The sequence below is a fragment of the Candidatus Poriferisodalis multihospitum genome, from assembly GCF_028283155.1.
Taxonomy (GTDB): domain Bacteria; phylum Actinomycetota; class Acidimicrobiia; order Acidimicrobiales; family Poriferisodalaceae; genus Poriferisodalis; species Poriferisodalis multihospitum.
Genome location: NZ_JAPYOK010000120.1, coordinates 51,204 through 65,869 on the forward strand (window position 1 = coordinate 51,204; position 14,666 = coordinate 65,869).

A 14,666-nucleotide genomic window follows, 5' to 3' on the forward strand; every position below is an offset into this window, starting at 1 on the left:
CGGTTTGGGCCGGCGAGATTCCTGATGGGCTCCGGCGGCTCAGTCGGGCGGCGCCAGCCCGGCGACATGGGCCGCCAGTTCCGAACGGAAGGCGTCCACGGCGGCCATCTTGATGTCCTCGTAGCCGCGGACCAGCTCGGCCAGCCCGGCGATGGCGACGGCCTGTTCATACCGGGCCGCGCCTGCATCCCGTTCCAGCGCTTCGAGCGCCGCGTCGAGCGCTGCCCGGTACTCGCCAGGCAGCTCCCGCTCGGTCCGGCGAACTTCAGTGTGACCGAACGGATCGCACCATCGTCCCCGGAGGCGCTTGCCTCGCGCCAGCAGCGCGAATACTGGCCGCCACGCCGTCGAGAACCGGATCTTGCCGGTACGCCCCAGTGCACGCAGCAGCGGTGGGTGCAGGCTCCACGAGACCGTGCCGCCGACGGACGCAGCCAATTCCCGTGCCGCCGCGTTCGCCTCAGGATCGGACATGAGCCGGGCCACCTCGTACTCGTCCTTGTAGGCCATCAGCTTGAAGTGCCCTGCGGCAGCAGCCGCAGTCAGCCGGCCGGAGCGGTCCCCCGCCGCCCGATCTGCCCTCGCCACGCGTTCGACTGCGTCGAGAAACTGCGCCGCCAGCTTGTCCGACTGGTATGCGCACAGCTCGGCTGCGTACTGGCGCAGTGCCTCACGCAGCCCATGGAGATCTCCCGCTGATACTTCGCCGGCCAGCCCCTCGGTCAATTCGTCGATGCGGGCCGCCACGCGCTCCGGCACCGCGATGTCAGGACCGGTGTCTGTGGCAATGCTCGCGTCAGGACCCGCTGCGCTCACGGTGCCCTGCGCCGCGGCCGCGGTCACCATACCCGGATCGCAGATCATCGTCCGGCCCCAGCGGAATGCAGCGAGATTCTGGTCGACCGCAACGCCGTTCAGCTCAATGGCCGCCTCCACGCTCGCCGGCGTGATCGGCAGCGCGCCCGCCTGGACGGCCATGCCCACGACAAACACATTCGCTGTCACCGCCGAGCCGCAGAGCGCAGTCACCAGCGAAGCAACATCGGCCCAGTGCTGCCTGCCGTCGACGGTGACCGCAGCCACCCGCTCAAGCAGCTCGGAGGTCGCAGGCATGTCGATACTCGGATCGGCGACCATGGCACCGGTCGGCGTCGGCGATGTCGACCCGACAACCATCGTCCGGGTCGGATCGGCGACCTCGAGTCCCGCCGCTGATGCCGCTACGAGCAGGTCGAACGCCACGATCACGTCGGCCTGACCGCTGCCGAGGCGTGCCGTGGCCGGCCCGCCGATCCGCTTCAGCCGCAGATCGCCCACCACAGTGCCCGCCTTCTGCGACAACCCGATCTGGTCGAGACCTCGCACCTCGAAGCCATCGAACATCGCCGCCGTGCCGAGCACCTGGTTGACCGTCACCACGCCGGTCCCGCCGATCCCGCACATGCGCACCGACACCTCGTCGGGCCCGACGAGCGGCACCGGATCGGGCAGCTCAGCAGGCGGCTCGGTTCGAGCGCCATCGCCGGAACCGTCGTTGCCGCCCGTCGGCTGCTTGCGCCGCAGCGGCGCCAGCATCTCGCGCACCGCGGTGCGGAATGGCCCCGGCTCGGTCACCGTCATGAACGATGGGCAATCGCCGTCGAGGCACGAGTAGTCGAGGTTGCACGACGTCTGATCGATGCGGGTCTTGCGCCCGAAGAAGGTGTCGACGGGCTGCACCGACAGGCAGTTGCTCTTGGCACCGCAGTCGCCGCAGCCCTCACAGATTCGCTCGTTGATGAGCACTCGCTTGGGCGGCGTGGGCTGTGAGCCGCGCTTGCGGCCCCGCCGCGCCTCGGCTGCGCACTGCTGATCGTGGATCAGCACCGTGACGCCGTCGATGCCGGCGAGCAGCTCCTGGGCCTCGGTCAAACGATCGCGATGCCACACCTCGACACCGGCGGGCACCGCACGGCCGCGATAGGCGGCAGGGTCGTCGGTGGTGATGAGCACCCTGGCCACACCCCCCGCCAGCAGCCCGGCCGCCACGTCGGGCACCTCCAGCTGCCCAGCGGGATCCTGCCCGCCCGTCATGGCGACAGCCCGGTTCCACAGCAGCTTGTAAGTGATGTTGACGCCGGAGGCCACCGCGCCGGCGATCGCCAGCTGACCGCTGTGGAAGTAGGTGCCGTCACCCAGGTTCTGGAAGATGTGCTGCGTCTCGACGAACGGCGACATGCCGATCCACTGCGTGCCCTCCTGGCCCATGCACGTCAAGCTCACGATGTCGCCGACCCGCTCCGGGTCCATGAACAGTGCCATCGTGTGACAGCCGATCCCGGCGCCCACCACGGCACCGTCGGGCACCTCGGTCGAGCGATTGTGCGGGCAGCCCGAGCAGAAGTACGGCGAGCGGCTCTGCTCGGGGGGCAATGCGAGGGGAAGCTCGATACGCACGCGTTCGGGCTGGCGCGGCACCAGCCGGTCACCGATGCGACCCTCCAGCCGCCCGCGCAGCGGCCCGATGAGATCGTCTGCGGTCAGCGCTCCGTACGAACCGAGCAGCGTCCGGTCGTACTCGTCGGTCTTGCCGACGATGCGGGGATGGTGCGATTGGTTGTAGAGGGAGTCTTTGAGCAAGGACTCGATATTGGGGCTCTTCTCTTCGATCACGAAGATCTCCGTGACCCCGCGGGCGAAGTGCCGGGCCCGATCGGGGCTGAACGGGATCGGCATGCCCATCCGCACGAGCCGGACGCCGGACTCGGCGACCGATTCATCGCTGTCGAGGCCCAGCCGCCGCAGTGCCTCGCGAACCTCGCGGTAGGTGATGCCTGAGGCCACGATCGCAATCCAGGCGTCGGGCGGATCGACCGTGGCGTCGTTCAAGCGGTTAGCCGCGGCGTACGCGATGGCGAGCTCGTAGCGGACCTCGACGATCTCGCGCTCGATGTCGACCGTGTGGGGCGTGAGGAGATAGCCGTCGGGCCGGTGGCGGTACGGTTCGCCGTCGACAAGCGGGATAACCGGATCGAATCGGTCAGGATCCAGCAGGACCGTCGCAGCACCGTCCGCCACATCGGCCACGATCTTGAGGCTCGTCCACAGCCCCGTCGTCCGGGACATGGCGATGGCATGGCGACCGAGATCGAGCGCCTCGGCGGGCGTGCCCGGGTAAAGCACCGGGATGTGCAGGTCGGCCATCGACCCAGCCGAGCTCGACGGGATCGTGGAGCTCTTGGCGGCGGGGTCGTCGCCGGCAATGGCCACCGCGCCACCGCGAGGATCAGTGCCCGCGAAGACAGCATGTCGCAGCGCATCGGTCGCGCGGTCGACGCCGGGCGCCTTGCCGTACCAGAGCCCGACGACGCCGTCGTAGGCGGCATCGGGTCGGGTGGTGGCCAGCTGGCTGCCCATGACAGCAGTCGCAGCCTGATCCTCGTTGACGGCCGGCGAATGCACGATCGGCAGATCCGTCGCTTTGCGGGCAGCCGCCACAGCGGCGTCGTAGCCGCCGAGGGGCGAACCCGGATAGCCCGACACGAACGCCGCCGTGCGCAGGCCCGCACGCCGGTCGGCCCGCAGCTGTTCGATCGGCAGGCGAGCCAAGGCTTGCAGCCCGGTCATGAACGTGGTGCCGCCGTCGTCGGTGTAGCGCCCCGACAGCCGGTACGTCTCAGCGAGGCTCATCTGTGCACTCTCTTGTGCTGGCAACGGTTCGGGACGGTCATGCCACAGGCCCTTCGTACGTCACATCCATTGTGGTCGCTGCTTGTGGCACAGCGAAGACGCCGAACCGCACCCCGTGCCGGCCAAGACGCAGCGCACTGCTGCGCGGGCAGGTGCGCCCTGCGCTCGCCGCTCTAGCTCGCTCCGCTTGCGGGCCGCTCGGGCCCGGGGCTCAGCCTCTTGGCGGCGCGGTGCAGTTCTCGGACCTCGTCGGCAGTGAGCGGTCGGTGTTCCCCGGGACGCAATGCCGGATCGGTGAGCGACCCGATGCGCGTGCGCACCAGTCGCACGACCGGATGCCCCACGGCATCGCACATGCGCCGGATCTGGCGGTTGCGGCCTTCGTGTATCACGATGCGCAGCACCGACGGCTGGGGCATGGAAACCACGGCAGGTGCTGTGGGCCCATCGTCCAGCGCGACGCCTGTGCGCAGCTGCGCTAACGCACCGCGTGCTGGCATCCCGTCCACGTGGGCGAGATACTCCTTGGGGACCCCCCAGGACGGATGCGTCAGCCGGTGCGTCAGCTCGCCGTCGTTGGTCACGATGATCAGCCCTTCGGAGTCGGCATCCAGCCGCCCGACCGGATACACGCGAACTGCAGCAGGCACCAGATCGGTCACGCAGCGCCTCCCCCGGTCGTCCGATGCTGCACTGAGCACGCCGCGCGGTTTGTTCACCAAGTAGTGGACCATCGCCGCGTCCCACGTGACGACCGCACCGTCGACTTCGATCAGATCTGCCGGTTCCGCTCGGTCTCCGACCCGGGCGATCGTGCCGTTGACCGTGACGCGTCCCGCGGCGATCAGCTCCTCGCAACTGCGACGGCTGGCAACACCGCAACGGGCCATGACCTTGTGCAGCCGCTCGGCCTGTTCTTGTTGGCCGTCCTGCGGCACTGCATCGCCGACATCGGGCGCGCTGTGGCCCAGCTCTCGCTCAGCGCTGTCTTGTTGGCCGTCCTGCGGCACTGCTAGCCGTGCTTGTCGGCTGCGAGGCGATCCATGGCCTCCATGGCATCGCCGTCGACGCGCAGCTCCGCCAGCGACGGCAGGTCGTCGAGGCTGCGAAGGCTCAGTCGCTCCAGGAAGATCGGCGTTGTCCCGAGCAGGGCAGCATTGCCCGGACCCGGATCACGCGCGACCTCGGCGATGTAGCCCTGATCTGCGAGCGTGCGGACCACGCCGTCGGCGTTGACGCCCCGGATGGCGCTGATCTGCGCCCGTGAGACGGGCTGCTTGTAGGCGACCACGGCCAGCGTCTCCATCGCTGCTGCAGACAGGCGAGCCGATCGGCGGCTCCCCACGAAGCGTTCCACGTACTCCGCGACTTCTGCGGCGGTCTGCAACTGGTATCCGCCAGCCACCTGCATCAGGGTGAAGCCGCGCTCGGCCTGTGCGTACTCCCGTGCCAGCTCGTTGCAGACCGCTTGGACCGACGTCGCCGGGGCCCCGATGACCGCAGCCAGCACTTCGGCCGGCACCGGCTCGGTCGCGACCATCAGCACGGCCTCGATGGCCGCGTACAGCACGTCGTCGTCGAGAGTCCGCTGCTCACCGGGCCGCATGTCGCCGGTCTCGATGCCCGTGGCGCCCTCTGCGAGCCCGTGCTGCGACATCGACGAGCCGTTGACTGACTGGTTGTGCCCGGAGGGCATCGACGGATGGGAGGGGGGATGCGCCGGGGTCCCCGACGCAGGCGAGCCAGGAGAGTGCTCCGCCGACGGCGCAGGCGGATCGGCAACCGTGCGTCCCTCATCGCTGACGAGCCGCAGGCCGCGCGCAGATTCGACCGGCGGGTGCTGCTCGCTCACAGAGCAACTCCGCCGCAGCGGCCCGCCGCGATCTCGAGACGCAAGCGTCCGACGGCCGATATGACAGCGCTCACGCGGCGTCTTCCCCGTAACCGCCGGCCGCAACCGGCAGTGCCGCGCCGTCGCCGATCCAGTCCACGCCGATGTCGCCAAAACGCTCGGCTTGAGTCAGCTCGACAAGCCCCGATCCGAACAGCTCCAGCACGGCCAGGAAGTACACGACCACCACGATGCGCTCGGTCACGTCGCAGGTGAGTTCACGGAAGGTGGCCGTGCCCGTGTCAGCAAGCTGCTCGATGATCTTGGCCGCGGCCTCGTCGACCGTGATGCCGGCTGCCCTCAGGTGGCTGACATCGACGCGCGGCACCGGCCGCGGCGCAAGCACCCGTTCCATCGCCGCAGTGATGTCGTCTCGTGAGGCGCCGGCCAGCAGGTCTGGCGCGAACACCAAGAATCGTTCAGGGGGCCCCGCCGTGCGGGGCCATTGCAGCGCCGCGGCATCCCAGCGTTCGCGCAGCAGCCTCGCTGCGGCGCCAAACGTGCGCCCCTCGACCAGCCGTGCCAATGCCGCATCGCGCATGCCGTAGGCCGCCAGTTCGTCCTCCAGATCCAATTCGACCGGCGGGGCGGGCAGCAGCCGGCGGGATTTCAGCTCGATCAGCGTCGCAGCCAGCAGGGCGAACTCGCTGGCAGCGTCCATGTCGATCCTGCGGTCACTCGCAGGCGCACCGACAGCCTCGCTGCGCGGTGCACGGTCTGCAGTGTCGGGGAATTCGACTGCGGCCATGACGGCGACGAAGTCGTCGACCAGGCGCGTCAACGACACCTCCCAGATGTCCACCTCCTGGGACACGACCAGCTTCACCAGCACATCCAGCGGGCCCGCGAAGGCCTCCGTGCGAACCTCGTGGGCCACGCGGCCCGAAGGTACCGCGGCATGCCTGCGGGGCCCGGGATATTTGGCGGGTTTCTTCGGGCGCTACCCGGTACCGTCCGGCGCCATGACACGAGTGCTCTCGGGCATCCAGCCCACCGGCGACGTTCACCTCGGCAACTACCTCGGGGCGCTGCGCCAGTGGGCGATCGACCAGCACGATGCCGACGCCTTCTACTGCGCCGTCGACCTGCATGCCGTCACCGTCCAGCAGGATCCGACCCAGCTGCGCGAGGCCACCCTGGGCACGATGGCCACGCTGATCTCGGTCGGCCTCGATCCCGAGGTTTGCACCCTGTTCGTGCAGAGCCACGTGCCTCAGCACACGGAGCTGTCGTGGCTGCTGGAGTGCACAGTGTCGCTCGGCGAGCTGCGCCGCATGACCCAGTTCAAGGACAAATCGGCACGCTCGGAAGGGGGCGAGATGGGCGGCGACCATGTCTCAGCCGGCCTGTTCACGTACCCCGCGCTGATGGCGGCGGACATCTTGATCTACGACGCCGATCGCGTCCCCGTCGGCGACGACCAACGCCAGCACCTCGAGCTGACACGTGACGTGGCGCAGCGGTTCAACTCCCGCTACGGCGACACGTTCGTTGTCCCTGAGGCTGCCATCCCCACGGTCGGCGCCCGCGTCATGGATCTGCAGAACCCCACCTCGAAGATGTCCAAGTCGGCCGAGAGCCCCCAAGGCTCGATCGGCATCTTCGATGATCATGCCGACATCGCACGCAAATTCGCCAGGGCCGTGACCGACTCGGAGTCCGAGGTGCGCTACGACCCCGAGGCCAAGCCAGGAGTGTCGAACCTGCTGTCGATCCTGGGTGCCGCAACGGGCCGGAGCCCTGCGGACTCTGCGGCGGGCTACAGCCAGTACGGGGCTCTCAAAACCGATACTGCGGACGCGGTCGTCGCCATGCTCGAGCCCATCGCCGCGAAGAAGGCCGAGCTCGACGCAGATCCCGCAGAGCTCGCCCGCATCATCGCCGCCGGTGCCGACAAAGCCGAGGCCGTGGCGTGCGGCACCTTGGCCCGCGCCAAGGAAGCGATGGGCTTCCTGCCTAAGTAAGGCTTCCTGCCCAAGTAACAGGTCAAGTGCCCCAAAAAAGCGGGTGGCAGCTAGGCCAGCACGAAGTCGACGAACTCGGCTGCTCTCCACATGCATCTGTTCTCGGCCTGCGCCACAGAGATTCCTCAAGCTGATGCGCGCGAGTGTTTGCAATTGTTGACAAACGTGTGTATGCTCTCTTCATGTTCGGCGACGTTGTGCGAGAACTCGCTCCCGGCTACGGGGAAGCGCACGACGACGGTGACGACACGACGGCTGCGTGGCCCGGCGCTGGGTCGGCTTGGCCGCACGAGGCAGCGGTGTGGGCCGGCAGCGAAGCTGCGACAGACGTGGCCGGTTGCTCTGGCACCGATCTGGGGGCGTTGAACAGTCAAGAGCTCAAGGAGCTCGTGGTCGAGTTGGCGTCCGAGCGTGCCCGTGTCGAGGGCCGCTATCTGGCGGCCGTTGGCGAGCTGGCAGCGCGCAATGGTGCACAAGCCGCCGCATATGTGCTGCGCGATCAGACGCGCATGAACTGCGCACAGGCGCGCTGCGAGGCCCGCTTGGCCGAGTGCCTGGCCTCAGAAGGACTCACCGACACGCTCGAAGCGATGCGAGCCGGCGAGATCCACATGTCCCATGCGAAGGTGATCGCCCGCGAAGCCCCCAAGAAGCACCGCCGCAGCGAAAAGGACTTCCTGGAGCTGGCCCGCGCATACCCATCCGACACCATCGCCCGGCACCCGCTCGCCTACCGCAGCCAGCAGGTCGAAGCTGATCTCGCGGCTGAGGCCGTCGCCAACGGCCTCAGCCCCATCGATGCGGAACTGGCGCTGCAGCGTCACGAGCGCTCGGCGTCGCTGCGCATGGGCGACGACGGCATGTGGCATCTGCGCGGCAAGTTCGACTTCCTCACCGGGCGCGAGCTCAGCGCTGCGCTCGAAGCCCAACTCCGGTCGCTGCGCCGCCGCGCCGAACTCGATGCCGGCAGCGCCGATTCCACCCACTCCGGTCCAACCGGCGGGGACAGGCGCAACGGCGAGGCCGACAGCGACAGTCCGATGCCGACGCGCCGCCAACTGCTGGCCGATGCGCTCAGCGAGCTTGTCGCCGGCACCGCCTCGGCACGCCATGCCAAGAACAACCTGATCATCGTTGCCGACTACGACGCCACAAGCGATCGGCTCGTCAGTCCCCGCCTCGACGACGGCACTCCCCTGTCAGCCCAGATGCTCGTCGAGCACGCCATCGACGCCAAGGTGCTGCCCGCGATGTTCAGTGCAGACTGGTCAGAACTTGCACTGGGGCGTACACGCAACGCCAACGACGCCCAGCGCCTCATCCTTGCGGTGCGCGACGGCGGCTGCATCGGCTGCGAACTCACCTCCGAGCACACCCAAGCCCACCACATCGACTACTTCGAAGACAGCGGCCTTACCGACATCCCCAACCTTGCCTCGATGTGCCAGCCCTGCCACCGGGACCTCCACACCCACGACCGCAAGATCCACACACCGCCCAACGGCCGACCCCGCCTGAGGCCCCCCGAACCTGCCGACAGCGACCTACCCGGGCCCGATCCACATAGGGATCCGGCCGCAGCACAAGGCCCTTAGCCGGTCGCGTGGGCAGCAGGCAGAAATGCCGCGATGGATGTCAACCCTGGTGACGGCGGCGACGATTCAGCCGGCAAGAACTAACGACCTGCGACGTTGCGATCAAGGTGCTCGAAGAAGTCCCGCACCACCTCGCGTGTCCGTGCAGCATCCTCGTCGGCTGCACCGGATGCTTGATGCTCCAAGCGGTTCGCCAAGGCTCGAAGCCACCTGCACAGGCGGTCGACTCCATCAGGTTTCATGGCGTCAGGCTTCCTGACCAGGAGCTTGGCGAGCATTCCAGCACTGCCAATGCCGTCGATGGTGCCTTCGGCGTCCCGCCATGCGGAATCGGGCCCGAGCGTTGCCGCGCACAACAGGTCGCCGACGCACATCTCTTCGATCGACTCGTAAGTGATCTGGGCCAGCCGCGACTCTCCGAACAGCGAATCGAGGACTTGGCGGCTGGAGCAGCAGGGCCGACCCGAAGTCGGATCATCGGCGTTTTCCATAGCTCCTGCCCATCTCGTCGTGATTCAGTCCACCAAGCGCAGTGGGTTGCTGGGGGAACACGCGCCACTTCGCGGCGCGGCGAATCGGACGATCTCGGGACACGTACGGCCACTTCAGCGCCCACGCGCGACAGCCACTCGCCGCGCATCACGAGGCTCCCAACGCTCCGCGCCTGTTGGATGGCCTCATCGAACGCCTTGCTGATGAGCTTTCCGGCGCGTTGAAGTCGCCAAGCTTCCCGAACAGCGCGCAGAACGTCCTCTCGGTGGATCGGCGCATGCTCCTCCACGATGTTGCCTACTTGAGCGACAATGACCGGTCGGGACATCTCGTCGTGGAATTCCCAGCCGGGCTCAAGAATGAAAGGGACCCGAGGTTCTTCGTATTGCGTCGCCCAAGCTGGCAGCGCGTCAAAGTCGACCTCCGTGTAGCGCACTTGCGCCGCTTCGTCACGATCCTCCGGAGCGTCGTCGGGAGCCGCTCCGGCGGCAGCAGATGAACCGCTATCTCTGACGGGTGCCGACGCACCTGCGGTGCCGCGCTCGAACGCCGCATCCTTGGCGCCATCAGAGACTTCGCCAGAATGCACGTCAAATGGGTTGGCGACCGATGATGCTTCGACGGCTCGTTCGATTGCCTCACGGAGCTTGGCCTCTTCCGCGGGACGATTCTTGAACCACGCCGTGCTCCAGATGCGGTAGATCGTCCAGTCCAGACCTTCAAGCACGTCTTGTCGCAACCGATCACGATCCCGTGCGACTTTCGACGAGTGATAGCTCGCACCGTCGCACTCGATTCCGAGCACGTACACACCGGGTCGTTCGGGATGGCGGACGCCGATGTCGATTCGATATCCGGCGACACCGACCTGTGGGTCCGCTTCGTAGCCCATCTGTCGCACGGCGGCGAGCACTTCTGCTTCAAATTGGCTCTCGACAGCGCCCTGCGGAGCAGCAGGTTCGAGAGCAAGCGCTGCTGGGCCGCGCTCGGCGTAGTCGAGATAGCGCCGAAGATGCAATATCGACGGGTTGTCCGAGACGATGTCTCCGGCGGAGACCGAGGTGATGACTTCGACTCGCCTCCGGGCACGCGTAACTGCGACGTTGAGCCGACGCCAGCCGGTTTCCTTGCGGTTGAGCGGCCCAAAATTCATCGTGAGCTTGCCGTTTTCGTCTGGGCCGTAGCCCACGGTGAGGATGATGATGTCGCGCTCGTCACCCTGGACGGTTTCCAGGTTCTTTATGAAGAGGCCCGACAAGCGGTCGTCGCTATCGAGCAGGCCTCTCAACTCTGGCTCGCTTCGCGCTCGGCGCTCCAACTCGCGTTCCACGGCGTCCTGTTGCGCGGACGACAGTGCCACAACACCGACCGTCCGATTCGGGTGATGCCGCTGGTGATACTGCACACGCTCGACAGTCTTCGCGGCCTCTTCGGGATTGTCCCTCGGCATTCCGCGTCCACCTCGGTAGACGCCGTCAACCCGGATGAACTCGATACCAAGATCTGGCACGTCGAAATCGGCGCTGGGAAATGTGTGCAACTCCCCGTCGTAGAAGCTGCGATTCGAGAAGGTGATCAATGTCTCGTGGCGGCTGCGGTAGTGCCACCTCAGCATCAGCTCTGGGACGCTCTGAGCCTTGCAGAGCTTGAGGATCGACTCGAAGTCGCGCAGATCGTCGTCTGCGGCGTCGAGTGCATCATCGTCCATCGCCTTGGCGAAGAAATTTGTGGGTGGCAGCTGCTTGTCGTCGCCTGCGACAATGAGCTGGCGACCGCGGTAGATGCAGTTCACCGCATCGGCTGCAGTGACTTGGGAGGCCTCGTCGAAGATGACTGCATCGAATTGCAGATCCGAAGGCAGGAACTGTGACACGGACAGCGGGCTCATCATGAAGCAGGGCTTCAGCCGTTGAGCCGCATCGCCAGCTTCGCCGAGCAGTTTCCGCACGGGCCAGTGCCGCTTTGATAGCTGCGCTTGGTGCTTGATGTGGCCCGCTCCGCCGGCCACCGACATCGGTCGGCGCTGCGCACACGCGTTGATGACGGCAGATACTGACATCTCAATGAGCGTTCGGTCGAGCTGCTGAAACTCCCGGCGAATCCGATGGTGATCAAGGTCGGTGCCTTGCCTCAGTCGGGGATCGCGATCCATCACGTCGTCCACCCAGCGTCGCAGCACCGAGTGATTGACAATGCGCGGGATGTCCGCTGCCTCGACGGCGCGACGTTTGCAGAGATCAAGCACCGCTTCGAGCCCGAGCTGTGCAAGCTGCCGCTGAGACTCGACGAAGTGTGTCCAGACATCGACCTCTTCGACACTTGATGCCATCTCATCCAACAAGTCGTATGCCGAATCGAACGACTCTGCCAGCCGTTTGCGAATCGAGGCCGACCTGTCCGCCTCGAAGAGCCCGAGCAGCCGTTCGCCTGAATGCACAGATCGATCGAACACTTGGGCGACACGCGCCATCGTGAAGGCTGTTGCCATCACCGCAGCGGCCGTCTCCGGCAGCAGGGCGACTTCGTCACCGCCACCGGGGTCCTTCATCCCGAAGTGGCCTCGAACCTGACGCACCCACGACGATGCCTCGCGCAACATCTCAGCCTGCGGCGTCTTCTCCAAGTCGGCGAACAGCGCGCTCAGGGGACTGATCGACTCCCCGGCTTGTGCCTCCAGTCTCTCGTGCTCGGCCCTCTTGCCGAGAATCCCGGCTGCTTCACCCACCGTGACGGAGTTGTCAGCCATCAGAACCACATCTGTGACGACCGCATCGATGTCACCGAGGGCTGCACTCTGGTCTCGGCACCACTTGATGGCGGTCGGCACCGCAGTGTGCTGAAGCTCACCGATCGCTCGTCGCTCCACCGTCGCCAACCGACAGCCTCGATATCGCTCGATTTCGCTGGCTGTTTGCTCCGCGGCCCTTGCTGCGACCACGCCGAGCTCAGAACCGCGGCCTACGACGCGGTCGAGGTCGATCCGGCTGATCAGGTTTCCCAACCGTTCAATCGCTCGGTCAGCGACTGCGATCGCGCGGCCGATCTGCTCGAAGTCCGTGTGATCGACACCACGCCAGTACTCCCCAAGAGCACTGGCGTGATGATCTATTGCGCCCTGCAGTTCGCGGTCGGTCTGCTGCCACTCGGCGGCGTCATCGAGACGTTCGATCAACTCCTTCTTGTAGGCGCCAATCACCGATGCCGACGCGATTTCTCGTTTGTCGTTCCGGTACTCGCCGCCGAGCTTGCGCACGCCCTTGTGCAACGCCCGAAATCTCTGCCGCATCCTGGCGATGTCGAGCTCCAGCACGTCACGTGTGAAGGTGTCGGCCAAGTCGTCGGCCTGTTTGCGCCATGCCGTGATCAGCGGCTCGAGTGCAGCTGCTGCAGCGCGCGCCGTGCGCAGCCCCGCCCCATCGCACCAATTCGGTTCTGGCAGCGAGGCCGAGTCGGCGAGCTTGCCCACCTCGGCGAGTACCGCCAACGATTCCACGGTGGCCTCATCGCGAAACTGGAAGGCATCGAGCAGCGGCGACGCGTGCTCTCGAGCTGCCTCGATGTGACCGGCTGCAGCGTCGAATGCAGACCGAACTTCCCGAAGCTCGGACACTGCCCGGTCCCGCAAGGCGCTCAACTGCGGGCTCAGCTCTTCCGCCGCTGCCAAGGCCTGCCGGAGCCGGTCAGATGCTGCAGGATCGAGTTCTCGCCAATCAGCCCGCCATGCGTCCAAGTCGCTCTCCACCCTGCGCAACTCGTCGATCAGTCCGGCCACATGCTCAACATGCTCTGTTGCTGGTTCGAGGCTGCTGACTGCCAGCCAGTCTGGCGACACTGACGGTCGGCGCTCAATGAGCTCGATCAACTCCAAGAACCAATCGAGGTCGCCGGGAGCGGGTCGCTCCACGATGCACAGCTCCTCCTGGATCTCTTGGCACAGTTCCTGAAGAGCCGCCACGGCCGACCGGTGGTCCTGTACAAGGGTGCGACAGTGAACAACGCTCGCCCGAGATGAGCCATCTCGGACCATGTCTCGCCAGAGAAACTCATCTCCTCGCTCAAACGGCAACCAGTTCGCGCTCAGTCGTTCCGCCTGTTCGAGCATGCTCCGCAATCGTCCGGCCGACAGGTCGGATGCCTCGAGCGTCGCCAGTGCGGCAATCGGAAGCGAATCGACGCTGAGAATCTCGCCGACGACTTCGTGGACACTGCGGCCAAGGGGCTGGCGCACCTCATTGACAGCGATTGCGTGGTCGGTCAGCATTCGACGCAGTTCGGCGACACGGTCTCGATCGCCCTCGCTCACGCCAACAGGCGCGTTGGGGCGCTTCGTCAACGCCGAGCCGAGTTCCTGAGCGACTGCCTTGCGTGTCGCCTTATGGCTGTGAAGCTCAAGCACGAACTCGTCGAGATGCAGAGCGCGAAGACGCTCGAGCACAACGTCGAGCGCGGCCGCCTTCTCCGAGACGAACAGCACCGTCTTTCCGTCGTGCAGGAGCTGCGCGATGCAATTGGCAATCGTTTGCGACTTGCCGGTGCCGGGCGGCCCGCTCATGACGAAACTGTGGCCCGCCCGGGCGGCGATGATGCACTGGCGCTGGGAAGCGTCGGCATCCAAGACGCACGCAAGCTGCTCCGGAGGGTGCTTCTCGTCCAAGTCCTGTTCTGGCACCGCCTCGAAGTCGACGGCCTCGGGCATTTCGCTCGTCTGCCCTTCAACGAGCAACTGGATCAGATCATGATCGGCGATCTGGCTCTCGTTCTCTTCCAGATCGCGAACGATGGCCTCATTGTGGAAGCGGAATGTGTCCAGCACGACGGTGTCATCGACAGCCCACGCGCTCGTGTCAGGCGAAGCGAGACGAACGGCATCACGAACCGCGTCGAGCACACTGTCGCAACTGTCGTTTTCGAGCAGGTCGAGCGTCGGCAGGCTGATGTCGTAGAACTGCTTCAATGCGACCGCCAGCACCGGATTGAGAGCGGGCTCAGCGTCAGCGGACGCCATCAGCCGCCAACTGTCGCTGGCGGCGTCATGGTCGATCTTGGCGGGCAGCA

8 protein-coding genes are annotated in these 14,666 nt (G+C 66.3%); 2 read left to right on the forward strand and 6 right to left on the reverse strand.

Annotation, left to right across the window (positions count from 1 at the left end):
* Nucleotides 1–39: 39 nt before the first annotated feature.
* The 4 genes from VI480_RS14585 to VI480_RS14600 form a co-directional block, all read right to left on the reverse strand.
* The gene (locus VI480_RS14585) at nucleotides 40–3,669 is read right to left on the reverse strand and encodes an indolepyruvate ferredoxin oxidoreductase family protein (protein WP_323673591.1); all 3,630 of its coding nucleotides are present in this window, start codon (nucleotides 3,667–3,669) and stop codon (nucleotides 40–42) included.
* A gap of 173 nt (nucleotides 3,670–3,842) precedes the next feature.
* On the reverse strand, nucleotides 3,843–4,679 hold the full coding sequence (locus VI480_RS14590) for a pseudouridine synthase (RefSeq protein WP_323673592.1): 837 nt from the start codon (nucleotides 4,677–4,679) through the stop codon (nucleotides 3,843–3,845).
* 2 nt (nucleotides 4,680–4,681) lie between these two features.
* Nucleotides 4,682–5,521 (reverse strand): SMC-Scp complex subunit ScpB, encoded by an 840-nt coding sequence (gene scpB, locus VI480_RS14595; protein ID WP_323673593.1) that lies wholly within the window; start codon nucleotides 5,519–5,521, stop codon nucleotides 4,682–4,684.
* A 70-nt stretch (nucleotides 5,522–5,591) separates the two neighbouring features.
* On the reverse strand, nucleotides 5,592–6,437 hold the full coding sequence (locus VI480_RS14600) for a ScpA family protein (RefSeq protein WP_323673594.1): 846 nt from the start codon (nucleotides 6,435–6,437) through the stop codon (nucleotides 5,592–5,594).
* Nucleotides 6,438–6,522: 85 nt separating this feature from the next.
* Here VI480_RS14600 and trpS point away from each other — a divergent pair, with 85 nt between their 5' ends.
* Together trpS and VI480_RS14610 are read left to right on the forward strand one after the other, a co-directional pair.
* Nucleotides 6,523–7,524 (forward strand): tryptophan--tRNA ligase, encoded by a 1,002-nt coding sequence (gene trpS / locus VI480_RS14605; protein WP_323673595.1) that lies wholly within the window; start codon nucleotides 6,523–6,525, stop codon nucleotides 7,522–7,524.
* 182 nt (nucleotides 7,525–7,706) lie between these two features.
* The gene (locus VI480_RS14610; protein ID WP_323673596.1) at nucleotides 7,707–9,119 is read left to right on the forward strand and encodes an HNH endonuclease signature motif containing protein; all 1,413 of its coding nucleotides are present in this window, start codon (nucleotides 7,707–7,709) and stop codon (nucleotides 9,117–9,119) included.
* 80 nt (nucleotides 9,120–9,199) lie between these two features.
* Here VI480_RS14610 and VI480_RS14615 read toward each other — a convergent pair whose 3' ends face one another.
* Nucleotides 9,200–9,361 (reverse strand): hypothetical protein, encoded by a 162-nt coding sequence (locus VI480_RS14615; RefSeq protein WP_323673597.1) that lies wholly within the window; start codon nucleotides 9,359–9,361, stop codon nucleotides 9,200–9,202.
* A complete protein-coding gene (locus tag VI480_RS14620; protein ID WP_323673598.1) occupies nucleotides 9,358–14,616 on the reverse strand; it encodes a DUF3320 domain-containing protein in 5,259 nt (1,752 codons plus the stop codon). Before VI480_RS14620 ends, VI480_RS14615 begins: the two co-directional genes overlap by 4 nt.
* Between the last annotated feature and the right edge of the window lie 50 nt (nucleotides 14,617–14,666).